Here is a 24,223-nt window from a genome sequence, read left to right on the forward strand (position 1 = left end):
ATTCCAAAGACGGGTCGTTAGCTCAGTTGGTAGAGCAGTTGGCTTTTAACCAATTGGTCGCTGGTTCGAATCCAGCACGACCCACCATATTCCCAAAGGGAGAAAGCGTATGCTTTCTCCCTTTTTCGTTTCTGGACACACCACACTGTTACCGTCAGAAAGGTTGCCCCTGTGATACACTGCGGCCAATCGTGAGAGCGGTGTTTTACAACAGAGAAGAATATGAGCCAGCTTGAGAAACAGGAACAACGCAATATCGTTCAGGACTACTGGTCCGCTCCGGAGCCGGAGCTGGCACCGGATCAGGTCGCTGAATACAAGGAACGCATCCGTGAACTACTGAAACGTGAAGATGCGGTCCTCGTCGCCCACTATTACTGTGAACCGGAGATTCAGGCGCTGGCCGAAGAAACCGGTGGGTGTGTTTCTGATTCCCTTGAAATGGCCCGCTTCGGTGCCAATCATCCTGCCAGCACCCTGATCGTTGCGGGTGTTCGCTTTATGGGTGAAACCGCCAAGATCCTGTCTCCTGAAAAGCGGGTGTTGATGCCAACATTGGACGCTACCTGTTCATTGGATCTGGGTTGTCCGGCAGATGAGTTCTCACAGTTCTGTGATCAGCACCCGGATCGTACCGTGGTGGTGTACGCCAACACCTCGGCAGCAGTAAAAGCCCGTGCTGATTGGGTGGTGACCTCCAGTATTGCACTGGATGTTGTGAATCACCTTAATGGCAAGGGCGAGAAGATCATCTGGGCGCCGGATCGTCATTTGGGCGACTACGTTCGCCGTGAGACCGGTGCTGACATGATTCTGTGGAACAGCGAATGCATCGTCCATGATGAATTCAAGGCGCAGGGTCTGAAGGATCTCAAGCAGGTGTATCCGGACGCTGCCATTCTGGTGCACCCCGAAAGCCCGCAGTCAGTAGTGGAAATGGCCGATGCGGTGGGTTCTACCAGTCAGTTGATCAAGGCCGCTCAGGAGTTGCCGAACGAAACGTTGATCGTTGCTACTGACAAGGCGATTTTCTACAAGATGCAGCAGGCCGTACCAGGCAAGTTGCTGATTGAAGCGCCAACGTCAGGCAATGGTGCGACCTGTCGCAGCTGCGCTCACTGCCCGTGGATGGCCATGAATGGCTTGCGCAACATTGCTGAAGTGCTGGAAAACGGCAATCAGGAAATCTTTGTTAACGAAGCCTTGCGTAAGGATGCTATCCGCAGCTTGCAACGTATGCTGGATTTCAAAGCCTGAATCGATACCTGACAAAACGGCCGCTCATTGAGCGGCCGTTTTTGTTTATGGGGTTGGTTTGTAGCGCTGATCTGTATGCGGCTTGAGAATGGCCTGAAAATGAGCGGGGGTTTAGAACTTGCGATCACCCTTGGCAATTTGACGCAGGCGCTCTTTGAGGGCTTCCTGGCGTTGGAAGTTGCCTTGCTTTCCCGCTTCCTTGATGGCCAGATCCATCTGCCGGATGGCCTGATTCTGCTGGCCATTGAGGTACAGGTATTCTGCATTGGCGTGGTAGGCCACCATGTTCTGGTGGGCGTCCGCTGCTGATTGCGCCAGTTGATACCACGCTTCTGGCGTGCCGGGGCGGTCCTCAGCCAGTTTGCGCAGGACGTCTGTGCTTTGCTGGACCTTGCCAGAGTGATCCAGAATCGTCGCGTAGGCCATGATCAGCTGGTAGCTGCCCGGATAATACTGCATGCGTTGTTCCAGCAGTTGAATGGCTTCGGCGCTGTTGCCCAGCTGGTGAAGGGTTTGGGCTCGAACGACGGTGGCGGCGGGGTCGTTCTGGTAGTCACTGTCGATGCCATCGAGGTGTTTCAGTGCCGCCTGGTAGTCGTCGGCAATGAATGCCTGTTCGGCCAGAATCAATCGTGCTGCGCTGCGTCTGACCGTGTCCTTGCTTTGCAATTCGGCCGTCATAGCGGGGATGACCTGCTCCGGTGTCAGCTGGTAGCGAATGCGGGCACGATCTTTCAACACCATAAAGTCAAAGCCTACCTCGCGTGGCTGGGCGGGGTAATTTCCGGCCCGCGCCCCGGCATCGGCAACCCGGTTCATAGTTAATGGGTGGGTCAGCAAGAATTCTGGCGGGTTTCCGCCCATGCGGTTGGCTGCCATCATTTGAGTGAACATGCCCGGCATGGCGTTCGGGTCGTAACCGGCTTCTACCAGGGTTTTCATACCGAGCCGGTCCGCTTCCCGTTCCCAGCTGCGGCTGTAGGCCAATTGATCCTGAATGCTTGCTGCTTGTCCGGCCATGATGCCGGCAATGCCTGCGTCGGGGTTGTCGCTGAGAGCGATCAGCAGAATGCTGGCCAGCAGCGTTGCGATGGCCACCGGTTCCTGTTGCGACGCGCGCTCCAGTTGGCGGGCAAAGTGGCGCTGACTGAGGTGGCCAAGTTCGTGGGCCAGTACCGCGGCCAGTTCATCCTCATCTTCCGCAAACAGCATGATGCCGAGGTTGATGCCAATGATGCCGCCGGGTACGGCGAAGGCATTCAGCTCGGCTTTGTCGATAATGACGAACTCAAATTCACTTTGCTGGGCGCCGCTGTGGGGAATCAGCCGGTAAGCCATGTTCTCCAGAAACTCGACCGCCAGCGGGTCCTTGATGGTTTTTGCGCTTGCTCTGAGTTGGCGCAGCCAGTTGCGTCCGAGGTCGTGTTCCTGTTGCAGCGACACCACGCCGGAGGCGCTGTCGCCCAGTGTCGGCAGGTCGTTGGCATCGGCCTGAACCGGGCTGGCTGAAAGCAGGCTTTGGCTGGCAATAAGGAGGGCGAGGGCAAGTCGTTTCAAATCAGTTTCCGTTGACGGCTTGTAGTTCTTGTCTGGTTGCAATGGCTTGGGGCTGAAAGCCTTTGGCCGAGGCTGTGTACTTGTTTGTTGTCTTTATCTAACGAAAGTTAGATTTACAATGTCGTGCGGCACAGCTCAATGGTACACAGAGTTGATTCATTTACGCTCTGTTTGAGACTATCCTGCCTCTTTGGTTTCACCTAATTGCGGATGATGAATCGCGTGACCCAGCAAATACCCAGTGATGAGAAGCTCGATGCAACGGATGTCAGCTGTCCTTTGCCTCTATTAAAAACCAAGATGGCATTGAAAAGCATGAGCCGCGGTAAAATTTTGTGGGTAATCGCCAAGGATGCCGGTTCGTGGCGTGACATTCCCAAGTATCTGGGAATGTCGGAGCATGAGCTGGTGCACCTGGAAGAAGTCGATGGTGAGTACCATTACTGGATTCGCAAGGGAGATAAAGCATGATTCAGGTGTTTCGACGCTGGATCGACCGGTATTTGTCCAATGAAGAAGCGCTGCTGCTGCTGTTACTGATTACGGCGTTCCTGCTGGTTGTGGTGTTTCTGGGGCAGGTGTTGGCGCCTTTCCTGACAGCAGTGGTGATTGCCTACTTGTTGCAGGGCAGCATGCAGTATCTCAAACGGCGTGGTTGTGGCCATTTGATGGCCACGGTGGTGGTGTTTCTGATGTTTGTCGGAGTCATGCTGACCGCCTTGTTTATTATTTTGCCGGCTACCTGGCGGCAGCTGTCGCAATTGTTTACCGAGCTGCCTCATATGGTCGGGCAAGGGCAGGATTTGTTGCTGCTGTTGCCGCAGCAGTACCCGGATCTGGTCACCGATGAACAGGTACGTGGCTGGGTGAATCAGGCCCGTGAGGAAGTGGCTTCGATGGGGCAGTGGTTGCTGAGCTTTTCGATCACAGGCCTTACCGCCTTTATGGCAATGCTGATCTATTGTGTGTTGGTGCCGATTCTGGTGTTTTTCCTGCTGAAAGACTCCACTGCCATTGTTAATTGGTGCGTGTCGTTTTTGCCGGCTCGTCGCAAACTGCTGGATGACATCTGGTCTGAGATGGACTTGCAGATTGCCAACTACATTCGTGGCAAGGCGCTGGAAATCGTCATTGTTGGCGGCGTGTCATGGGCTGCCTTTCTGCTGCTGGGGCTTGAATACGCAGCACTGCTGGCCATTGGTGTTGGCTTTTCTGTATTGGTGCCTTACATCGGCGCGGCGGTGATCACTATTCCGGTGGCCCTGGTGGGCTACATGCAGTGGGGGCTTGAAAGCCAGTTTATCTGGCTGATGGTGGTCTACGGCGTGATTCAGGCGCTGGATGGCAATGTGTTGGTGCCGCTGCTGTTCTCTGAGGTGGTGAACCTGCATCCGGTGGCCATTATCGTCGCGGTGTTGATCTTTGGTGGCATTTGGGGATTCTGGGGCGTGTTCTTCGCCATTCCGCTGGCGACCTTGTTCAAGGCGGTGATTCAGGCCTGGCCCGGGCATCATGTGGAACATAGCGACGACGCTACTCACTAAGTCTGTTCAAGGATTCTCCGGAATCCGCTTTTTCGGCGCTTCTAAACTGTCCGTGCTTGTCACTCAGGGTTACCGTCAGTAGTATTGCGCTCTTGTCTTTTACGGCTTCTGTTTATGGTGAATGAATCGCAGAGGCCGATCGTTATGTGGAGTAAGAATTCATGATCACCGGCAGCATTGTCGCATTGGTAACCCCAATGCATTCCGATGGGTCCCTGGACTGGGAAGCTCTCGACGGCCTGGTGGAATTCCACATCAAACATGGCACTGACGCCATTTTGCCTGTTGGAACCACCGGAGAGTCTGCAACACTGAGCACAGAAGAGCATTGTGCGGTGATCAAACGGGTGGTCGACAAGGTGGCGGGTCGTCGTCCTGTGATTGCGGGCACCGGCGCTAACAGCACCGCCGAAGCCATTGAGCTGCATCAGGAAGCCAAGCAGCTGGGCGCCGATGCAGGCTTGTCTGTGACTCCTTACTACAACAAGCCACCGCAGCGTGGCTTGATCAAGCATTTTGAAGCCATTGCTGCTGCCGTTGACCTGCCGCTGTGGTTGTACAACGTACCGGGCCGTACTGGCGTTGATATGCTGCCGGAAACCGTTGCTGCTCTGGCGGACGTTGAACAGATCACTGCCATCAAGGAAGCCACGGGCGATATTGATCGTGCTCGCAAGGTGATTGAACTGGTGGGTGACCGTATGGCGGTTTACTCCGGTGACGATCCAACCTGTCACGAACTGATTCTGGCGGGCGGCAAGGGCAATATTTCTGTGACTGCCAACGTAGCGCCGAAGTTGATGCACGACATGTGCATGCTGGCATTGGACGGCAAGGCCGACGAAGTTCGTGCCATGCAGGAAGCGCTTGCACCACTGCATGCCGGAATGTTCTGCGAATCCAACCCGGTTCCTGTGAAGTGGGCAATGGCGCGCATGGGCCTCATGAAAAACGGCATTCGCTTGCCGCTGGTTGAAATGGATGTGCGCTACGCGCCGAAGGTCGAACTGGCCATGAAAGGTCTGGAGCTGATCTGATCCTATGAAGTACCTGATTCTGGCCATGATCGCAGGCCTGAGCGGTTGCAGTACCCTGTTTGGTGACAAGTTCCGGGATCGTGCAGACGACTACCTGACCGCCAAACCCGCCAAGGAAGCGGTTGACCTGCAAGGTCAGCCGTTGGCAAAAACCGATTCCTTGCCAATTCCTGAGTTGGCTCGCGAGGTTGAACAACCGGATGCTTTCGAGCTGCCGCAACCCCAGCGTCTGGTGGTTGAGGCCGCAGAGCCGGAATCCCAGTCCGCTTCTCTTAACCAGTTCAACTCGACCGAGCTGAACCCGCGTCTGGATCGCGATGGCTCCGGCAGTCGTATTCTGCGACTGGACGGTAACTTTGCCCTGACCTGGGCGGAAGTGACCGAAGCGCTGGCCGCGTCTGACATCAACATGGTCGACCTCAACCGCAGTCTGGCAACCTGGTATCTGGAGTTGCAAACGGTACAGCAGGAAGACACTCGGGGTTGGTGGTCGCGTTTGTGGAATCGTGAACCAGAGTCTGAAACCACAACCTACTTGCTGAAGCTTAACCGGGCTCATAACGGCGTGTACCTGTCTTTGCTGTCCGATGTGGATGCACTGGCCGACGATGCCCTGGCTGAGTCGGTGTTTGTTGAGATCAAGACCCAGCTTGAGCGGTGAGGTACGTTTCGCTCGGGAGTGGCAGTAAAGGCAACTCCACGCTGATTGAACACAACAACCGCAGTTTGTTGATCGACTGCGGTTTCAGTCGCAAGAATTTACTGGTGCGTTTGCAGCAGGCTCAGGCCGATGGTCATCAGCTTGAAGGTTTGCTGGTCACACACGAGCATTCAGACCACGCCAAGGGTGCGATGGCGGTTTGCGAGTTGTTCGATATTCCCCTGTATTGCTCGGCGGGTACCGCAATCCACATGAAATGGACCGACCATCGATTGTGGAATCGGTTAAACTGTGGCGATCAGGTCGACTTGGCGGGTATGAAGGTGGGTGCCATTACGGTGCCTCATGATGCCCGTGAGCCATTGCAGTTTGTGGTGGAAGGCGGCAACCGCAAGCTCGGTGTGCTGTCCGACCTTGGGTCTTTGACACGACGCATTGTGGATGCCTATCAGGGCTGTCATGGCTTGCAGCTGGAAGCCAATCATGACCCGGATATGCTCAAGGTAGGGCCTTACCCGCCGTCGCTGCAAAAGCGGGTTGCAGGGCCGTATGGCCACCTCAGCAATGCCCAATGTGCCGAGTTGATCGGCCAGATTCACTGGTCCGGTGTCCAGCACATTACTGCCGGTCACATCAGTGAAAAAAACAATCATCCGGAGCTGGTCTTTGGAGAACTGAGCAAGGTGCTGGGCCATTTGGCCGAGCAAGTAGAAATCCTTGCCCAGGATGATATTTCCGGTTGGCGAGAGCTTTGACGGCTGCGTGCCTGTTGGCCTCGTCACCTTTAATTCGTAACAATCAAATCTATGCGGAGATTCCTGATGGAAAAACGCGAGCTGCTTTACTCCGGTAAAGCCAAATCGGTGTATAGCACAGACAACCCGGACACTATGGTTCTGGAGTTCCGTAACGACACCTCTGCATTCGATGGCAAAAAAGTAGAACAGCTGGATCGTAAAGGCATGGTGAACAACAAGTTCAACGCCTTCATTATGACCAAGCTGGAAGAAGCCGGTATCCCGACTCACTTCGAAAGCCTGTTGTCTGACACTGAGTCTGCGGTTAAGCGTCTGGACATGATTCCACTGGAATGTGTGGTTCGTAACGTTTCTGCTGGCAGCCTGTGCCGTCGTCTGGGCGTTGATGAAGGCATCGACCTGGACCCGCCAACGTTTGAGCTGTTCCTGAAAAACGATGCGCTGGGCGACCCAATGGTTAACGAATACCACGCGCGTTCTTTCGGTTGGGCTGAAGAAGCACACATCGAAATCATGAAGAAGCTGACTTTCCAGGTGAACCAGGTTCTGAAAAAGATGTTCGATGACGGCGGTCTGATTCTGGTCGACTACAAGCTGGAATTCGGTCTGTACAAAGGCGAAGTGGTACTGGGTGACGAATTCTCCCCGGACGGTTGTCGTCTGTGGGACAAGGAAACCCGCGAGAAGCTGGACAAAGACCGCTTCCGTCAGGGCCTGGGCAACGTGATCGAAGGCTACGAAGAAGTTGGCCGTCGTATCGGTGTTCAGTTCTGATTTAGCGACAGCAGTATAAAGAAACAGGCGGAAGCCTGTTTTTTTATGCCTGCGGCTGACTGTTTGAACGTTTGTTCCACTTTGTAAGCCGATATCGTTGTTATCATGTGCACCATATTCATCGGCGGCCGTTATTAGCTTCAATGCGTTTGGATTTTGTCAGAGCAACGACACAAGACTTTGGTATTTTGATGTTTTTAAGGGCACACTTGGACTGATACGTGTCTACCCGGTTGCCGGATTGAACCTGAAATCTAACTCCTAACAGGAATGGGATTCCGATTATGAAAAAGACCCTGATTGCAGCAGGTATTGTTGCACTTGCTCCGCTGTCAGCTCAGGCTGACCTGTTGTTCACCGTTGGTGCCAAGGCCAGTGTTTGGCAGGCAGAGCCAACCGGTCAGCTGGACGATGGCTTGTCTGTTGAAGGCGACGGCCTGGATCTGGAGCAGGAAAACGGTCAACAAATCACCGTATTCTTCGAGCACCCGGTGCCGTTTTTGCCAGATGTAAAAATCAAGCAAACCGCGCTGGAACTGGAAGGTACCGGTGTTGCTACTGCGACCTTTAATGGTCAGGTGTACGCAGGTGAAGTCGATACCACGCTGGACCTGAGCCACACCGACCTGACCCTGTACTGGGGCTTGCCTCTGCCGCTGCCATACCTGGACATCAACTTTGGTGTGACTGGCCGTCAGTTGGACGGTTACGCCGAAGTTACCAGCACAACCACTTACGACAAGGTTGATCTGGATCTGGTGCTGCCAATGGTTTACGGCGAAGTGAAGCTGGATACGCCATTTGGCCTGTACGCAGGTGCCGACATCAACTATGTAAGCTACGGCGACAACCTGATGTCCGACGTCAGCTACGGTCTGGGCTACACCTTCCCGATTCCAGTGGTTGATCTGGGTCTGGAAGCAGGCTACCGCGCCCTGAAACTGCAAACCGATCCGGACGATGTAGATATCGAAACCGATCTGGATATTTCCGGTATGTACTACGGTGCGTCTCTGTCTGTTGGTTTCTGATTTTAGATTCCGATCCCAGGAAGCTATAAACGACAGGCACAAAAAAAGCGGCTGATCAGCCGCTTTTTTATTGCCCGTTGATTGCCTTTCGCCGAACGGAGAAAGGCAATCGGGCGGCATCAGATGATGCTCAGTTCCTGCAGTTCAGCGATCAGGCTGTCAACCGACAGGCCTTCTGCTGCAATGCTGGCGTCGGCACCGTCAGCGCCACCGGCAACCAGTGCAACCAGACCGGCGTTCTTGAGGATTTCTGCGCTTTCGGCAGTGCCGATAGCGGCCAGACGGCCCATTTCGAACAAGCGGCGATCCAGAGCGTTAACCAGTTCGTCGGCGTTAACCGCGTTGATGGCAACAACGGCAGGCTTCTGGTTGAAACGACGGGCTTTTTCAGCCGCAGAAACGGCGTCGGTGCTGCCGGAACCGGAGGATTCACCGACGATCATGCCGGCACCAATGGTGACATTGGTCAGACGATCGATGACGATGAAAGCACCAGTGCCATGCACCTTGCTGTAGGCGTCAAACGGAACGGCTTTGTCGAGGGCAACCTCAACCAGTGCGATTTCGTTCAGTTTGACTTCTTCTGCCTGGCTCTGCTCCATGGTGTTTACGTCCACCAGATGGTGGATTGAGCTGAAGGCACCCGTGCTGGAGCTGGAAGCAAATTTCAGGTCGTAGGCGCGACCCGGAACCATGGACTTTTCAGTCATCCACACCAGTTCGGCATTGAAGCGGTTGCCAACAACCGGCTGATCTTCAATCTTGACGATCACGTCGCCACGGGAGATGTCGATCTCGTCTTCCAGGGTCAGCGTGACGGACTGGCCAACAAAGGCCTGATCCAGATCACCGTCCCAGGTCACAATGCGGTCAACCTTGCTGGTTTTCTGGGAAGGCAGTGCCATTACAGTGTCGCCCGGACGAACGATACCGCCGGCGATGGTGCCGCAGAAACCACGGAAGTCCAGGTTTGGACGGTTAACGTACTGAACTGGCAGACGGAAGTTTTCGAGGTTCTTGTCTTCGGCAACTTCAACGGTTTCCAGAATTTCCATCAGGGTCTGGCCGGTGTACCACGGAGAGCGCGCGGAGCGGTCTACCACGTTGTCGCCGTCCAGTGCGGAAATTGGTACGCAACGGATGTCGGTCAGGTTCAGCTTTTCAGCAAACTCCAGGTAGTCTTTCTGGATTTCATTGAAGCGTTCTTCGCTGAAGTCCATCAAGTCCATCTTGTTAACCGCAACCACCACGTGCTTGATGCCCAGCAGGGAGGCAATAAAGCTGTGACGTTTGGTCTGGGTCTGAACGCCGTAACGGGCATCAATCAGGATGATGGCCAGCTGACAGGTGGAAGCACCGGTCGCCATGTTACGGGTGTACTGTTCGTGTCCCGGGGTGTCGGCAATGATGAACTTGCGCTTGGCAGTCGAGAAATAGCGGTAGGCTACGTCAATGGTGATGCCTTGTTCACGCTCAGCGGCCAGGCCGTCTACCAGCAGGGCCAGGTCAGGGCGGTCACCGGTGGTACCGACTTTGGCGCTGTCTTTGGTTACGGAAGCCAGCTGATCTTCGTAGATCATCTTGGAATCGTACAACAGACGACCAATCAGAGTGGATTTACCGTCGTCCACGTTACCGCAGGTGAGGAAGCGCAGCAGCTCTTTGTTTTCGTGCTGCTTCAGGTATTCCAGAATGTCGGTGGAAATCAGATCGGACTGGTGAGACATCAGAAGTAACCCTCTTGCTTCTTCTTCTCCATGGAGCCGGAAGAGTCGTGGTCAATTGCACGGCCCTGACGCTCGGAGGTGGTGGTTAACAGCATTTCCTGAATGATCTCAGGCAGCGTAGCGGCTTCGGATTCCACTGCGCCGGTCAGTGGGTAGCAGCCCAGTGTGCGGAAGCGCACGGACTTCATTTCTGGCACTTCGCCTTCTTTCAATGGCAGACGGTCGTCATCAACCATGATCTGCATGCCATCGCGCTCTACAACCGGACGCTCAGCGGCAAAGTACAGCGGAACGATGGAGATGTTCTCGAGGTAGATGTACTGCCAGATATCCAGTTCGGTCCAGTTGGACAGAGGGAATACACGGATGGATTCGCCCTTGTTCACTTTACCGTTGTAGATGTTCCACAGTTCCGGACGCTGGTTTTTCGGGTCCCAGCGGTGCTTGCTATCGCGGAAGGAGTACACACGCTCTTTGGCGCGGGACTTCTCTTCGTCACGACGAGCGCCACCAAAGGCTGCGTCGAACTGGTACTTGTCCAGAGCCTGTTTCAGGGCCTGGGTTTTCATGATGTCGGTGTGCTTGGAGGAACCGTGGGTGAACGGGCCGATGCCTTGCTCAACACCTTCCTGGTTGATGTGAACCAGCAGATCCATGCCAACTTCTTTGGCCATCTTGTCGCGGAATTCAATCATTTCCTTGAATTTCCACGTGGTGTCCACGTGCAGCAGTGGGAAGGGTGGCTTGCCCGGGAAAAAGGCCTTACGAGCCAGATGCAGCATTACCGCAGAGTCTTTACCGATGGAGTAGAGCATCACCGGGTTGTCGAACTCGGCAGCAACTTCGCGGATGATATGGATACTCTCCGCCTCCAGCTGCTTCAGGTGCGTGAGTTGGTAGTCACTGATCATGGAAGATTTCTCAGAAGTTGGACTTGAATGCTTTCGGGGCAGCCATGGCTGGCTGTTCACACTGGCGCTTGATCCAATGCGCCCGACTTTAAAATCGGTGGGACTATATCAAGGCGTGAGGCATATAAGAAGGTGGTCTTAATTCGATTTGGTTCTAAATATAGAGTCCGCTGCTTCGGTGGGTTTGGGCTGTGCTGCGGAAGATTGCGGGCGGCAGCCGGGCTTGAAGGTCGCTCCTTGAGATGCCTGGCGTTGTTGGATTGTCTGTGTCAGTTAATGATGGAGGGATTTCCTGAATCATAGTGAAGCTTGACGCCGCATCCAGATCTGCTGGGCAGACTTCAAAAGCCGACAAAGCATACAGAACGCTGTTCACCAGCGCCTTGATGGGGCGGGCTTCCATTGATGTTTTTGGCGTGGTCGGCTACATTTCGCACCCCAAAACCAGCCGTTGGAGTTAGCCCGTGACCACCCCTTGGGAGCTTTACCAAGCCGATCTGAAGCGCGACGATTTTTCTTATGACCCTGCCCAGGAAATGGCGGTCAAGCATTTGCAGCGTTTGTTTGATGATCTGGTTGCGGCCAACGAGCGTCAATCCGGTAAGGGTTTGTTCGGCAAGCTGTTTAACCGCAAAAAGCCAGAGCCGGAAAAAGGCCTGTATTTTTGGGGTGGTGTTGGCCGCGGCAAGACTTATCTGGTCGATACTTTTTACCACGCGCTGCCGTTCGAGCGAAAAATGCGCACGCACTTTCACCGTTTTATGCAGCGTGTGCATGGTGATTTGACCAAGCTGGCCGGCGCCAAGAACCCGCTGACCATCGTGGCCGACCAGATTGCTGAAGAAGCCATTGTGATCTGCTTCGATGAATTCTTTGTGTCCGATATCGGTGATGCCATGATTCTGGCTGGCCTGATGCAGGAGTTGTTTGATCGCGGTGTGACGCTGGTTGCAACCTCCAACATCGTGCCAGACGGTCTGTATAAGGACGGCTTGCAGCGCGACCGTTTTATCCCCGCCATCAAGCTGTTGAACAAGTTCACCGAAGTGGTCAACGTCGATAGTGGGGTGGATTACCGTTTGCGTACGCTGGAGCAGGCGGACCTGTATCACTTCCCGTTGAATGCAGACAGCGAAGCGGCCATTCAGAAGAACTTCGATGCGCTGGTGCGTGATGCCAGTCAGGTCACACTGGATACCGACGTTGAAATTCTGGGCCGTAATATCCGTGCCAAGGCGGTGTATGACGATGTCGCCTGGTTCGATTTTTACGCTGTGTGTGACGGTCCGCGTTCGCAAAATGACTACATTGAGTTGGGCAAGGAATTTCATGCCATTCTGGTTTCTAACGTGCCTGTGATGGGCGTTAAGAATGACGATCTGGCGCGCCGCTTTATCAACCTGATCGATGAATTCTACGATCGTGGTGTGAAAGTCATCATGAGTGCGGACGCCGCTATTCCGGATATTTACGGTCAGGGTAAATTGGAATTTGAATTCCAGCGCACCACGTCCCGTATGCTGGAAATGCAATCCCGCGACTATCTGGCGCGCGAACACAAATGTGATTGAGGCTTTTCTGAAAGCTTTGAACAAAGAACGCGGCTGATGCCGCGTTTTTTATGGATGCAGCTTTCAGGGCAGAGTTATCTGAACGGAGCTGTTTGGAGCGGTTGTGATCCGCTTCTCAACTGCGTAAATGGCTGCGTTGTACAGCATTGAACACAGGCTCTGCCATTGAAACAATCTGCGGATTGAATGTGAGGAGATCAATGAATGAATTCGACTGAGGCGGCTATTGAGCCTACCGAAAAACCCCGTGGCGTATTGCTTACGCTGTTTTTGGGTCTGGCGCTGTTGGTGAATCCGGTAATGGCAATCGGCTATTTGACAACACCGGAGAGCTATCAGGAGTTCTTCCCGGGAGTACCTGTAGAGGTGTTCTATGGCATGGGCACTGTCTGTCTGATTAATACGTTGTTAGTGGTATTAATCTGGTGCTGGAAGAAAGTCGGGGTGTATGGGTTCTATGCATCGACGGCGGTGGCGTTTGTTTTGAATCTTTATTTGGGAGTGGGGATTGGCAGTGCCATTTCAGGCCTGATAGGGGCTGCCATTCTGGCTTTGCTGGTTAGAAAGCGCTGGCAGTGGTTTTCCTGACACGCTCAAATACTTGTGTGGAATCAGAACCAGTTGAATAGAAGGGCCAGCAAAGAAAGAGCTGGTGCGCGACGCGCCCAGCCCGGTAATTCGTTACTGCGATCGATAGCCAATTCTGAAGCCACCCCAGTGGCGACCCTTCACCATGATTGGCACCGATAAATCGTGCATTACTTCCCCGGTATCGCGTTTGTAGGTTTGCAATAGCAGCGGTTGGGTGTTCGAGCCACAGCGTGAGCCGGTGCGGTCGTTGAAGATGCGCTTGGTGCGGCTGTTGACCAGGTCCTGATCGCGATTGCCGGTTAATGGCTGGCTGTACTTACGGTTGTGAGTAGGGAAGTAACCGTTAACGTCTACGGCGCCGGCATAAGCGATGTGCGGGTTGCGCTCCAGAATGGGCTCCTGAATGGCGGGCAATTGGTCGTCGGTAAAGCTGTCATAACGGGTGTTATATTTCTTCGGCTCGGTGTTGGCAACGGGCTGGTAATTGGTATCGAACAAGTCGTTGAGGTTCATTCGGCCGCTGTCGATGGCTTGTTCGAACAGGGCGCTGATCGCCGCGCTGGCTTGTAGTGCTTCCCGTTTGGCGGCGTCGTGGGACTGCCCCAGTTCACCATCACCAAAGGCTTCGTAAATCTTTTCGGCTGTTTCGGACAGTTGCAATGACTGATCTGAAATGGACGAAATCTCTCGTTCTGTGTGCTCAAGACGATTGCTTGTTTCGCTGACAATGCGCGAAATTTCCTGAATATGGGCGCTGTTGTCCTGAACGTTGGCGGCTATGGAGCTGACGGTGGTCTGGATGGTTTCCGAGCGGCTGTAAATTTCGTTGAGTTTCTCACTGACCGTCTGGGTCATCTTCACGCCTTCGTCGATGACGACCGTCAGTTCCTGGCTGTTGGCGACAGCATCCTTGATGGATGAGTTGATTTGGTTCACGGTGGCGCCAATCTGCTCTGTTGCGCTGGAGGTTTTGGCGGCCAGCGCTCTTACTTCATCGGCAACGACGGCAAAGCCTCGGCCCTGCTCGCCTGCGCGGGCTGCTTCAATGGCGGCATTCAGAGCCAGCAGGTTGGTTTGCTCGGCAATATCACTGATTACATGGGTAAAGCCCTTGATCTGCTCGGATTTGGATTCCAGTTGCGCAATCAGCTCGGCATTGGCGTTCACCCGGTCGCGGGTGCCTTCCATTTGCGGAATGGTGTCATCAACGGACTGTTTGCCGGATAAGTTCAGCGCTTTTGCGTGGTCGGCGGCTTCCGCCGCATCGCGGGTCTGCTCCACCATGGCTTCGATGGCGGCGGAAATTTTCTGTGCCGAATCGACAATGCGGCTGGTGTCTTCGACCTCAGCGTGGATTTTTTCGCGCATTTGGTCGGAGGCAAACGACATTTCGGCGGCGGCAATGGCAATTTGGCCGCCGTGGGATGACAGGTCTTGCTTCAGTCGGCGGGTGGATTCCAGCTCGCGGGCGATGGTTTTGGCCTCTTCCGGTAAATCATCCGGGATTGGGTCACCGCTTTTCAGGTTGGCAAGGGTTTCCAGGTGGTTGTTACCGTTGCGACCTGTGAGTGTAGTTATGAATACGCTGGCGCCAAGGGCTGCCGTTATGGCGGGCAAATATTCTCCCGACCCGGTGAGGTAAGACAGGCTGGCGCCCACCAAGGCGCCAACAAGGGCTGCGATAAGACTGTTTAGGTACATGTTTGGATGTCCGGAAACCATGATCTAACAAAAAGCGTAGACAATAATCTTCCGGAGTGAGGTGCTGTTGGTGGAATAGGGGACAAAAAGCCCTATTGCTAAAGGGGACATCTATTTAATCCTGCACGGCTCTCGGCTCGGGCCTCCTGCTTCGCCCTACCTCCTGCATCCATGCAGTCGTGCGCGAGCGTTGCCGTTGTTCAGGGCAAGGCGACGAATGCAGCGGAATGACGAGTCCTTTCCAAGTTCGTCAACACCGCACTGGGCGACGGCAACCCGTGCCCTGCGGGGGCTGCCGGATGATCTCGACTCTGTGTCGCCGACTTTTGACTTGACCCGTCAGGCCTGCAAGTCGGCTTCGTGATTCGAACCCATCCGGTAGCCCAGAGCGAGCACCGGATTAAATAGATGTCCCCTAAAGGCTATCGGAGAGCGAGCCTGGTGCTTCTTGATAATTTAGTGGAAAGAAGGGGAGTGACGAAATGTGCGAGCAACAAAGCGCAGGATGCGAACTCTTCAAAGCAACTTGCAGAATCTGAAGATGAGCAAAGTGATAAAACGGAAACATCAGTAAGAAACTGATAGGAGAATAAAAAACTGAAATTTCGACGACTGTCGAGAAGAGGTTGGTGCCCAAGGAGAGACTCGAACTCTCACGAGCGTAAGCTCACTGCGACCTGAACACAGCGTGTCTACCAATTCCACCACCTGGGCAATTTTTAGGCTGGTTGTTTCCAGCTCGGATTGACTGTTCCGACTCAGTTTTCACCACACTCAACATGTTGTTGAATAATGGTGCCCAAGGAGAGACTCGAACTCTCACGAGCGTAAGCTCACTGCGACCTGAACACAGCGTGTCTACCAATTCCACCACCTGGGCATTTTTTAACTGGTGTTTTCCAGCTCAGAAGTTTAACTGTTCTGATTCAGTTTCCGCACCATCACCAAGACACTTGAAATAAGAAGCTTGTAAATGGTGCCCAAGGAGAGACTCGAACTCTCACGAGCGTAAGCTCACTGCGACCTGAACACAGCGTGTCTACCAATTCCACCACCTGGGCATTTTTATACTGGTTGGGTCCAGTCCGGCAAGCCGGTAAATCAAGTGCAAACAACGTTTAAGTTTGGTGCCCAAGGAGAGACTCGAACTCTCACGAGCGTAAGCTCACTGCGACCTGAACACAGCGTGTCTACCAATTCCACCACCTGGGCGTTTGCAACTTGTAACTGACCTCAATCACGATTTGGTACCAGAGGCCGGACTCGAACCGGCACACCCGTTAAGGCGGGGGATTTTGAATCCCCTGCGTCTACCAATTTCGCCACTCTGGCGTGACTGAGTAGCTGTCAGTGGCCGCGTATACTACAGCCGAAATTTCGTCTGTCAAACATTTTTTTCAAGTTATTCCTTAACTTAGCGAAACTTGTTGGGTAATCTTGCTGCTGTATTCGAATGCCTATTGTCACCGCTATCTGTATAGCTGTGCTTCAACTGAATCCCTCTCATGAAAACCAGTGACTTTAATTTTCACCTGCCAGACGAGCTGATTGCCCGTTACCCGGCAGAAGAACGCACGGCGTCGAGGTTATTGAAACTCGATGGTCAAACCGGCGCGTTAACAGATAGTACCTTTAAGGACGTTCTGGACTTTGTTCAGCCTGGCGATTTGTTGGTATTCAACAATACCCGCGTGATTCCGGCGCGACTGTTCGGCGAAAAGGAAACCGGCGGCAAGGTAGAAATGCTGGTTGAGCGTTTGCTGGACGACAACGAAGCATTGGCCCATGTAAAAGCCAGCCGCTCTCCAAAGGCCGGTCAGATACTCAAGGTTGCTGGCCATAATGTGGAAGTACTTGGCCGTCAGGGCACGCTGTTCCATTTGCGTTTTGACGCCGAAGGCAGTGTGCTGGAGTTGCTGGAACAGGCGGGTCATATTCCTTTGCCTCACTATATGGAACGCGAAGATAACGACTTTGACCGTGAACGTTATCAAACCGTGTATGCCGAAAAGCCTGGCGCCGTCGCGGCGCCGACGGCGGGCTTGCATTTTGATGATGCGTTGTTGGATGCGATTCGTGAAAAGGGCGTGAAGACCGAGTTTGTCACCCTGCACGTGGGTGCCGGTACGTTTCAGCCAGTCAAGGTTGATGATGTTACCCAGCATGAAATGCATGCCGAGTACATTGAAGTCAGTGAACAGGTTGCCAACGCCGTAAAACAGACCCGCGCCAATGGCGGTCGTGTGATTGCGGTCGGTACAACCTCGGTACGCAGCCTGGAAAGTGCCAGTACTTCCGGGGTGATCGAGCCATTTCAGGGCGACAGCCGTATCTTTATCTACCCGGGTTACCAATTCCGGTCGGTTGACGCCATGATCACCAACTTCCATTTGCCGGAATCGACCCTGATCATGCTGGTGTCTGCTTTTTGTGGCAAAGAGCACACCATGGCTGCGTATGAGCATGCCGTTGCCGAACAATACCGTTTTTACAGCTATGGCGATGCCATGTTGCTGACCCGTCCACAGAGCCCGGATTTCGTACCGGCCTCTAATGACGGTGCTGAGGAGATCCAATGAGTTCCGAAACCAACAAGTCCGCTCAATCTGCCCGCCAATGCATGATGAGCTTCGAGCTGATGACCAGCGACGACAGCAGCCATGCCCGACGCGGTAAAATTTCCTTTCCGCGCGGCGATATCCAGACTCCGGCGTTTATGCCGGTGGGCACTTATGGCTCGGTGAAGGGGCTGAACCCGGATCAGGTAGAAGAGCTGGGGGCCGACATCATTCTTGGCAACACTTTCCACCTGATGCTGCGTCCGGGCACGGAAGTGATCAAACAGCACGGCGACTTGCACGACTTCATTGGCTGGAACAAACCCATTCTGACCGACTCCGGCGGTTTTCAGGTGTTCAGCCTGGGCGATATGCGCAAGATCACCGAAGAAGGGGTGACCTTTCAGTCTCCGGTGAATGGCGACAAGGTGCTGATGACGCCGGAAAGCTCAATGCAGGTTCAGCGTGATCTGGGTTCTGACATTGTGATGATTTTCGACGAGTGCACGCCGTACCCGGCGACCGAAAAAGAAGCCGCGGATTCCATGCGGATGTCATTGCGCTGGGCGGAGCGTTCCAAGGCCGCTCATGGCGACAATCCGTCGGCGCTGTTTGGCATTATTCAGGGCGGTATGTACGAAGACCTGCGCGATGAGTCGCTGCAAGGCCTGACCGATATCGGCTTTGATGGTTACGCCATTGGCGGTCTGAGTGTGGGTGAGCCAAAGCCGGACATGCTGCGCATTCTGTCTCACACCACGCCGAAAATGCCGCAAGATAAACCTCGCTATCTGATGGGGGTTGGCAAACCGGAAGACCTGGTTGAAGGGGTTCGTCGCGGTGTCGATATGTTCGATTGCGTGATGCCAACCCGTAATGCCCGTAACGGCCATCTGTTTACGTCCACCGGCGTGCTGAAAATCCGCAACGCCGCAAATCGTAACGATACCGGGCCAATTGATGCGGAATGTGACTGCTACACCTGCCGCACCTACAGCCGTGCTTACCTGTATCACCTTGATAAATGTAGGGAAATTCTGGGTGCAACCTTGAACAGCATTCACAATTTGCACTACTACCAGACCCTCATGGCTGGTTTGCGCCGTTCTCTGGAAGAAGGTACATTTGCGAGCTTTGTAGATGACTTTTATGCCAAGCGTGGCAGAACAACGCCACCTTTGGACGCGCCAGAAAGCCCTGAACAGAACGTTTGATCAGGCTTGGCCACCGTTTCATAACGTCGTCGTTGATGCGGCGGCGTAAAATAAGTGTCGTGTGCCCATGATAGGGTAGCCGGGATGTTTTTGGAGAAATAACTAGATGAAAGCTTTGTTCGCTCTGATCGCGATGTCTGTATCCAGCGCTGCGCTGGCTGAAGGTGCTGGTGAAAGCCCAATGGGTGCCATGGGTCAGCTGGTCTTCCTGGGTGGTTTCCTGTTGATCTTCTACTTCCTGCTGTGGCGTCCACAGTCCAAGCGTCAGAAAGAGCACAAGGAACTGATCGGCAACCTGAACAAGGGTGATGAAGTGGTCATGGCTGGCGGCATGCTGGGTCGTGTAACCAAGGTTTCTGAAGACTTCGTTGTGCTGGAAGTAGGCAATGGCATTGAACTGCCAGTGCAGAAAATTGCAGTAACCATGGTGCTGCCAAAAGGCACCATCAAGGACGTTCTGGGTTAATTCCCTTCCACCACAGCCGTAACACAGGTTACGGCTGTGTCTGATCCGAGTATTCACAAGGGCAGGTTATGCTCAACAAATATCCCCTATGGAAAAACCTGCTGATACTGTTTGTATTGGCATTGGCCGCTGTTTATGCAGCGCCGAATCTGTATCCACCCGATCCCGCCATTCAGGTGACTCCAGCGCAAGCTGGCGCGGAAATGTCCCAGAGCGTTGTCAGCAACGTAAATGAAATCCTTCAGCAAAACGGCATTGATGTGCTGGCAGACGAAGTCAACGGCAGCACCGCGCTGGTGCGTTTGACCTCTTCCGAGCATCAACTGGCGGCCAAGGATCTGGTACAACGCGAGTTGGGTGACGATTACATTGTTGCACTTAACCTGGCGCCGACGACGCCGGACTGGCTGTTGTCGATGGGCGCGGGCCCGATGACACTGGGTCTGGACCTGAGCGGCGGTGTGCACTTCCTGATGGAAGTGGACATGGAAGACTACATGGCTGGTCGCATCAAGAACTACCGCGAAGAGCTGCGCACCCGCCTGCGTGAAGAAGGCATTAAATACCGTCGTGTAGTGGTTGAAGGCAACCACATTGACGTTCACTTTGTGGATGCTGCGGTACGCGACGAAGCCGACTCTTTCCTGTCTCGTGAATACCCGGAATTCCTGCGTGAAGACCTTGATGAAAACGACCGTTATCTGGTGCGTTTGTCTGTGACCGAACAGAAAATCAAGGAACTGGAAGACTATGCGCTGAAGCAAAACCTGACCACCCTGCGTAACCGGGTGAATGAGCTGGGTGTTGCCGAGCCGCTGGTGCAGCGTCAGGGCCGCAACCGCATCGTAGTTGAGTTGCCGGGCGTACAAGATACTGCTGAAGCCAAGAAGATTCTGGGCAAGGCAGCCAACCTGGAATTCCGTCTGGAAGCCGAGCCAGGTGCTTCTCGCATTACCACTGAAGAATACCCGTTCCGCAGTGACGAGTTCCGCACTGCGCGTCTGCAAAAAACCGTGATTACCACCGGTGACAGCGTGACCAACGCTCAACCGTCGTTTGATGAAAACGGCATGCCACAGGTGAACATTGACCTTGATTCCAAGGGCGGTGCCATCATGGCGCAGGTAACCCGTAAGGCGATCAAACGTCGTATGGCAGTGTTGTTCGTTGAGCGTAAGCCGAAGACCATTTATGAAATGGTAGACGGCGTTGAACAGCCAAAAACCATTCAGGTGGTGGAGAAGTCCATCATCTCGCTGGCCACCATTCAGAGCCAGCTGGGTTCCTCGTTCCGTATTACTGGTCTGGAATCTGCTGAAGCATCCGAACTGGCCCTGTTGCTGCGCGCTGGTGCGCTGGCAGCGCCGATGTACTTTGTTGAAGAACGTACCGTTGGCCCAAGCCTGGGTAAAGAGAACATTCAGCAAGGTACCAACTCGGTGATTCTGGGTCTGGCGCTGGTGCTGGTGTTGATGACCGTTTACTACCGTGTATTCGGCCTGATCGCCAACGTGGCGCTGATTGCCAATATCGTGGTGCTGATTGCCCTCATGAGTATTGTTGGCGCCACGCTGACGCTGCCGGGCATCGCCGGTATTGTTCTGACCGTCGGTATGGCGGTGGATGCCAACGTGCTGATTTTCTCGCGTATTCGTGAGGAATTGCGGGCCGGTCGCTCACCACAGCAAGCCATTCACGAAGGTTACAACCGTGCCTTTACCACCATTCTGGATGCCAACCTGACCACGCTGATTGTGGCGGTGATTCTGTTCGCGGTAGGTACCGGTCCGGTGAAAGGCTTCGCCGTTACCCTGTCGTTCGGCATCATCACCTCCATGTTCACTGCGATCATGTTGACCCGTGCGCTGACCAACTGGATTTACGGTGGTCGCCGCCTGCAAACCCTGTCCATCGGAGGTAACGTCTGATGAAATTTGCCTTCGACTTTATGAAGTACCGTCGCTTTGCGCTGCTGTTTTCTGGCGCATTGTTGCTGGCTTCGATCATTTCCCTGTCTGTGCAAGGTCTGAACCTGGGTCTGGATTTCACTGGCGGTACGCTGCTGGAAGTTCAATACGAAAAAGCCCAGCCAGTGGAGCAGATTTCATCTGCGCTGGAAGCCGCAGGCTACAAGGACGTCACGGTGCAGACCTTTGGTTCTGAAACCGACATCCTGATGCGTATGTCCGAAGCCTTCCGTGCCGACCTTGGCAACGAGGTTCTGCAAGTGCTGCAACAAGTTGACGCCAGCAACCAGCTGACGCTGATGCGCAGCGAATTTGTGGGTGCCAACGTGGGCGAAGAGCTGCGTGACCAGGGCGGCCTGGCGCTGCTGATGGCATTGGGTGTGGTGATGATCTACGTTGCCGCGCGTTTCCAGTTCAAGTTCTCAGTGGGCTCGGTTGCTGCCTTGTTCCACGACGTGTTGATTACCCTGGGTGTATTCTCCTTGTTCCAGCTGGAATTCGACCTGACTGTGCTTGCGGCCTTGCTGGCGGTGATTGGTTACTCGCTCAACGACACCATCGTTGTCGCGGACCGTATTCGTGAAAACTTCCGTACCATGCGTCACAGTGATGCAGCGGAAATCATGAACAACGCCATCAACAAAACACTGGACCGTACCCTGATGACGTCCTTCACCACCATTCTGGTGCTGTTGGCGCTGTTGTTTGTGGGCGGTGAGTTAATCCATAACTTTGCCATGGCGCTGACCGTGGGTATTGTGATTGGTACTTACTCATCCATCTATGTTGCCGCGACCCTGTTGATGGCGCTGAATCTGACCCGCGAGGATTTGATTCCGCCAGAGATTGAGGAAGAGATCGACGACCGTCCGTAAGCACCTTTGCAACGGTCATATCATCACATGCCGCAGCCCTTGGGTTTGCGGCATGTTTGTTTCTGGCGTTCGGTTAATCCGGACTGCCCCTATTTTGAAAGAGTGTTTTCATGCTGAGTTATCTCCATTCCTTTCACGCTGGCAACTTTGCCGATGTTCTGAAGCACTTTGTGCAGGTTGAGGTGCTTGAATACCTGCATCGCAAGGACAAGCCGTTTGTGTACATTGATACCCACTCGGCGGCGGGCATGTATCAGCTGGAGTCGGCAGAATCCGGCAAAAACCGGGAATACCTCACCGGTATTGCCAAACTTGATGCCAAGCAATGGCCGGAACTGGCCAGCTATCTGGCGTTGGTTGAACAGGGGCGGGCAGAGCATGGGGCAACCACTTATCCTGGCTCGCCGTGGTTTGGCTGGCAGATGCTGCGGGAGCAGGATCAAGGCTATCTGTTTGAACTGCATCCTCGGGAATTTGGCAGTCTGGAGCAGCTGACGTATCGAGAGCGCCGCATCAAGGCGCGTAACGAAGACGGTTTTCAGGGGCTGGTGGCCTTGCTACCGACCAAGGCTCGTCGCGGCCTGGTATTAATTGACCCACCTTACGAGATCAAAACCGATTATCAGACCGTGGTTGAAACCGTTGAAAAGGCGCACCGACGCATGGCAACGGCAACTTACGCCATCTGGTATCCGGTGGTGGATCGTGACCGCATTGATGAGATGGAGCGGCAGTTCCGCAAAACCGGTATCCGCAATATCCAGGTGTTTGAACTGGGCTTGCAGGCAGACACGGAAGGCCGTGGCATGACCTCGTCAGGCATGCTGGTGGTGAATCCGCCGTTCACCCTGATGCAGAAAATGCAGGATGTACTGCCTCGATTGGCGCAGCATCTGGGTGGTAGTAGTGGTCAATTCCGCTGCGAAACCCTGGTCGAAGAGTAAATCTGCTGTAGAGAGGGCAGGAGCGGGTTATCCGTCTGCTTCGCCCTCGTCGCTGCTCTTTTCTTTTTTCTTTACCTTTTTGCTTTCCGGTTCGGGAGTGGCTTCAGCAAGCGGCGTTTGTTCGGTAATGGCTTTTACCGCCTGATGGCGAATGCGTCGCTCGGCGGAAATGGCGTAAAACTGCTGGCTCAGCTCGTCTACCACGCCGATGCATTGCACCGTGTTGCGGGTGCAAATTTCTTCGGCGATCACCGCCGGTGCAAAGAAAAACCCATGTCCCTGACTGCCAAAGGCTTTTAACAATGCCGAATCGTCAAACTCGCCGGTGATTCTTGGTGTGATGCCCGTGCGGTTGAACCAGCTCAGCAGATCGGTTCTAAGACCTGATGCGGTATCGGTTGGCAACAGCACTGGCGCATCGGTCAAGCATTGCGGGAAGGGTCTGCGTTGCTGGGCGGTGTCTGGGTCCGATTCAGACACGCTTGCTACGTGGCGCTCAATCAGGTCGGTGGTGGCGAAGCACGCCAGTCGGCTTTGCCCCAACAGTTGGTTAAAGCAGCGAATGTTCATACCCGGCGGAATAGGACTGTCAGCCAGCACCAGATCGAGTCTGTGAACCGCCAATTCCCCAAGCAGTACCGACATTTGCTCTTCGTGGCACACCACCCGCATCTGGCCGGGCAGGTCGAGGGCTGGCAGTAGCAACCGGTGGGCAATGGACTTGGGTAAGGCATCGACAATGCCGACCCGGAATTCCGTTGGCCGCTCGGTAATGCCCAGATTCATCACTTCCTGCAGCTCGTCGCCTAACTGAAAGATCTGTTTGCAATAATCCATCGCCACGTGGCCGGCGTCGGTCAACTCCAGGCCGCGGCCGGATTTCACAAGCAGATTGACGCCCATGTCGTCTTCCAGCAACTTTAGCTGGCCACTGATGGTCTGCGGTGTAACGTTCAGACGTTCAGCGGCACCCTGGACGCTGCCTTCCGCAGCAACGGCGTGAAAATACTGCAAATGCTTGTAGTTAAGACGTCGCATACTTCGTAAAAACCGAGCTATTGGTGTTAGTTAATTCGAAT

Annotated in this window: 21 protein-coding genes and 6 tRNA genes; 17 read left to right on the forward strand and 10 right to left on the reverse strand. The window is 54.2% G+C overall.

The features are described 5' to 3' along the window. Positions 1-11 precede the first annotated feature (11 nt). Positions 12-87: transfer RNA gene (locus ACXADJ_RS04540), tRNA-Lys, on the forward strand. A 135-nt stretch (positions 88-222) separates the two neighbouring features. Beyond that, positions 223-1,257 (forward strand): quinolinate synthase NadA, encoded by a 1,035-nt coding sequence (nadA, locus tag ACXADJ_RS04545; protein ID WP_475063578.1) that lies wholly within the window; start codon positions 223-225, stop codon positions 1,255-1,257. A gap of 111 nt (positions 1,258-1,368) precedes the next feature. Here nadA and ACXADJ_RS04550 read toward each other — a convergent pair whose 3' ends face one another. Further along, positions 1,369-2,814, reverse strand: a complete 1,446-nt coding sequence (locus ACXADJ_RS04550; RefSeq protein ID WP_475063581.1) for a M48 family metalloprotease — start codon at positions 2,812-2,814, stop codon at positions 1,369-1,371. Between the two features lie 213 nt (positions 2,815-3,027). Here ACXADJ_RS04550 and ACXADJ_RS04555 point away from each other — a divergent pair, with 213 nt between their 5' ends. The 7 genes from ACXADJ_RS04555 to ACXADJ_RS04585 all read left to right on the forward strand — a co-directional run bounded on the left by ACXADJ_RS04555 (position 3,028) and on the right by ACXADJ_RS04585 (position 8,619). Continuing rightward, positions 3,028-3,285: a sulfurtransferase TusA family protein gene (locus ACXADJ_RS04555; RefSeq protein WP_156879074.1), complete on the forward strand. Its 258-nt coding sequence runs from the start codon at positions 3,028-3,030 to the stop codon at positions 3,283-3,285. After that, a complete protein-coding gene (locus ACXADJ_RS04560; protein WP_475063583.1) occupies positions 3,282-4,358 on the forward strand; it encodes an AI-2E family transporter in 1,077 nt (358 codons plus the stop codon). Before ACXADJ_RS04555 ends, ACXADJ_RS04560 begins: the two co-directional genes overlap by 4 nt. Positions 4,359-4,519: 161 nt before the next feature. Next, entirely contained in the window at positions 4,520-5,395 is an 876-nt protein-coding gene (dapA, locus tag ACXADJ_RS04565; RefSeq protein WP_475063585.1) for a 4-hydroxy-tetrahydrodipicolinate synthase, read from the forward strand. 4 nt (positions 5,396-5,399) lie between these two features. After that, positions 5,400-6,056, forward strand: a complete 657-nt coding sequence (bamC, locus tag ACXADJ_RS04570) for an outer membrane protein assembly factor BamC (RefSeq protein WP_475063589.1) — start codon at positions 5,400-5,402, stop codon at positions 6,054-6,056. Beyond that, entirely contained in the window at positions 6,053-6,811 is a 759-nt protein-coding gene (locus ACXADJ_RS04575; RefSeq protein WP_028294184.1) for an MBL fold metallo-hydrolase, read from the forward strand. Before bamC ends, ACXADJ_RS04575 begins: the two co-directional genes overlap by 4 nt. 66 nt (positions 6,812-6,877) lie before the next feature. Continuing rightward, entirely contained in the window at positions 6,878-7,588 is a 711-nt protein-coding gene (gene purC / locus ACXADJ_RS04580; protein ID WP_028294183.1) for a phosphoribosylaminoimidazolesuccinocarboxamide synthase, read from the forward strand. Positions 7,589-7,872: 284 nt separating this feature from the next. Further along, complete coding sequence (locus ACXADJ_RS04585; RefSeq protein ID WP_475063592.1) at positions 7,873-8,619, forward strand: TIGR04219 family outer membrane beta-barrel protein; 747 nt, start codon at positions 7,873-7,875, stop codon at positions 8,617-8,619. Positions 8,620-8,738: 119 nt separating this feature from the next. Here ACXADJ_RS04585 and cysN read toward each other — a convergent pair whose 3' ends face one another. Both cysN and cysD read right to left on the reverse strand, forming a co-directional pair. After that, on the reverse strand, positions 8,739-10,346 hold the full coding sequence (cysN, locus tag ACXADJ_RS04590; RefSeq protein ID WP_028294181.1) for a sulfate adenylyltransferase subunit CysN: 1,608 nt from the start codon (positions 10,344-10,346) through the stop codon (positions 8,739-8,741). Then, entirely contained in the window at positions 10,346-11,257 is a 912-nt protein-coding gene (gene cysD / locus ACXADJ_RS04595) for a sulfate adenylyltransferase subunit CysD (protein WP_036536646.1), read from the reverse strand. The genes cysN and cysD overlap by 1 nt, the downstream gene beginning before the upstream one ends. A gap of 464 nt (positions 11,258-11,721) precedes the next feature. Here cysD and zapE point away from each other — a divergent pair, with 464 nt between their 5' ends. Beyond that, a complete protein-coding gene (gene zapE, locus ACXADJ_RS04600) occupies positions 11,722-12,828 on the forward strand; it encodes a cell division protein ZapE (protein ID WP_475063595.1) in 1,107 nt (368 codons plus the stop codon). 204 nt (positions 12,829-13,032) lie between these two features. Then, on the forward strand, positions 13,033-13,416 hold the full coding sequence (locus ACXADJ_RS04605) for a hypothetical protein (RefSeq protein ID WP_475063597.1): 384 nt from the start codon (positions 13,033-13,035) through the stop codon (positions 13,414-13,416). Positions 13,417-13,509: 93 nt separating this feature from the next. On the opposite strand, the gene ACXADJ_RS04610 is transcribed toward ACXADJ_RS04605, so the two are convergent. The 6 genes from ACXADJ_RS04610 to ACXADJ_RS04635 form a co-directional block, all read right to left on the reverse strand. Further along, the gene (locus tag ACXADJ_RS04610) at positions 13,510-15,036 is read right to left on the reverse strand and encodes a methyl-accepting chemotaxis protein (RefSeq protein WP_475063599.1); all 1,527 of its coding nucleotides are present in this window, start codon (positions 15,034-15,036) and stop codon (positions 13,510-13,512) included. A 711-nt stretch (positions 15,037-15,747) separates the two neighbouring features. After that, a tRNA-Leu gene (locus tag ACXADJ_RS04615) sits at positions 15,748-15,834 on the reverse strand. 79 nt (positions 15,835-15,913) lie between these two features. Further along, positions 15,914-16,000: transfer RNA gene (locus ACXADJ_RS04620), tRNA-Leu, on the reverse strand. 94 nt (positions 16,001-16,094) lie between these two features. Next, positions 16,095-16,181, reverse strand: a tRNA-Leu gene (locus tag ACXADJ_RS04625). Positions 16,182-16,245: 64 nt separating this feature from the next. Continuing rightward, positions 16,246-16,332: transfer RNA gene (locus tag ACXADJ_RS04630), tRNA-Leu, on the reverse strand. A gap of 33 nt (positions 16,333-16,365) precedes the next feature. Further along, positions 16,366-16,452, reverse strand: a tRNA-Leu gene (locus tag ACXADJ_RS04635). A 173-nt stretch (positions 16,453-16,625) separates the two neighbouring features. Here ACXADJ_RS04635 and queA point away from each other — a divergent pair. The 6 genes from queA to ACXADJ_RS04665 all read left to right on the forward strand — a co-directional run bounded on the left by queA (position 16,626) and on the right by ACXADJ_RS04665 (position 23,144). Beyond that, positions 16,626-17,699, forward strand: a complete 1,074-nt coding sequence (queA, locus tag ACXADJ_RS04640; protein WP_475063601.1) for a tRNA preQ1(34) S-adenosylmethionine ribosyltransferase-isomerase QueA — start codon at positions 16,626-16,628, stop codon at positions 17,697-17,699. 44 nt (positions 17,700-17,743) lie between these two features. Next, complete coding sequence (gene tgt, locus ACXADJ_RS04645) at positions 17,744-18,892, forward strand: tRNA guanosine(34) transglycosylase Tgt (protein ID WP_028294176.1); 1,149 nt, start codon at positions 17,744-17,746, stop codon at positions 18,890-18,892. 106 nt (positions 18,893-18,998) lie between these two features. Beyond that, positions 18,999-19,358, forward strand: a complete 360-nt coding sequence (gene yajC, locus ACXADJ_RS04650) for a preprotein translocase subunit YajC (RefSeq protein ID WP_028294175.1) — start codon at positions 18,999-19,001, stop codon at positions 19,356-19,358. A gap of 68 nt (positions 19,359-19,426) precedes the next feature. Beyond that, positions 19,427-21,286, forward strand: coding sequence for a protein translocase subunit SecD (gene secD / locus ACXADJ_RS04655; protein ID WP_028294174.1), 1,860 nt, complete (start codon positions 19,427-19,429; stop codon positions 21,284-21,286). After that, positions 21,286-22,200, forward strand: a complete 915-nt coding sequence (secF, locus tag ACXADJ_RS04660) for a protein translocase subunit SecF (RefSeq protein WP_475063604.1) — start codon at positions 21,286-21,288, stop codon at positions 22,198-22,200. The genes secD and secF overlap by 1 nt, the downstream gene beginning before the upstream one ends. A 110-nt stretch (positions 22,201-22,310) precedes the next feature. Beyond that, positions 22,311-23,144: a 23S rRNA (adenine(2030)-N(6))-methyltransferase RlmJ gene (locus tag ACXADJ_RS04665; protein WP_475063606.1), complete on the forward strand. Its 834-nt coding sequence runs from the start codon at positions 22,311-22,313 to the stop codon at positions 23,142-23,144. A gap of 27 nt (positions 23,145-23,171) precedes the next feature. Here the strand turns inward: ACXADJ_RS04665 and nhaR are convergent, their stop codons facing one another. Then, positions 23,172-24,182, reverse strand: coding sequence for a transcriptional activator NhaR (nhaR, locus tag ACXADJ_RS04670; RefSeq protein WP_475063608.1), 1,011 nt, complete (start codon positions 24,180-24,182; stop codon positions 23,172-23,174). Between the last annotated feature and the right edge of the window lie 41 nt (positions 24,183-24,223).

This window comes from Oceanobacter sp. ABM4_470, assembly GCF_056158645.1.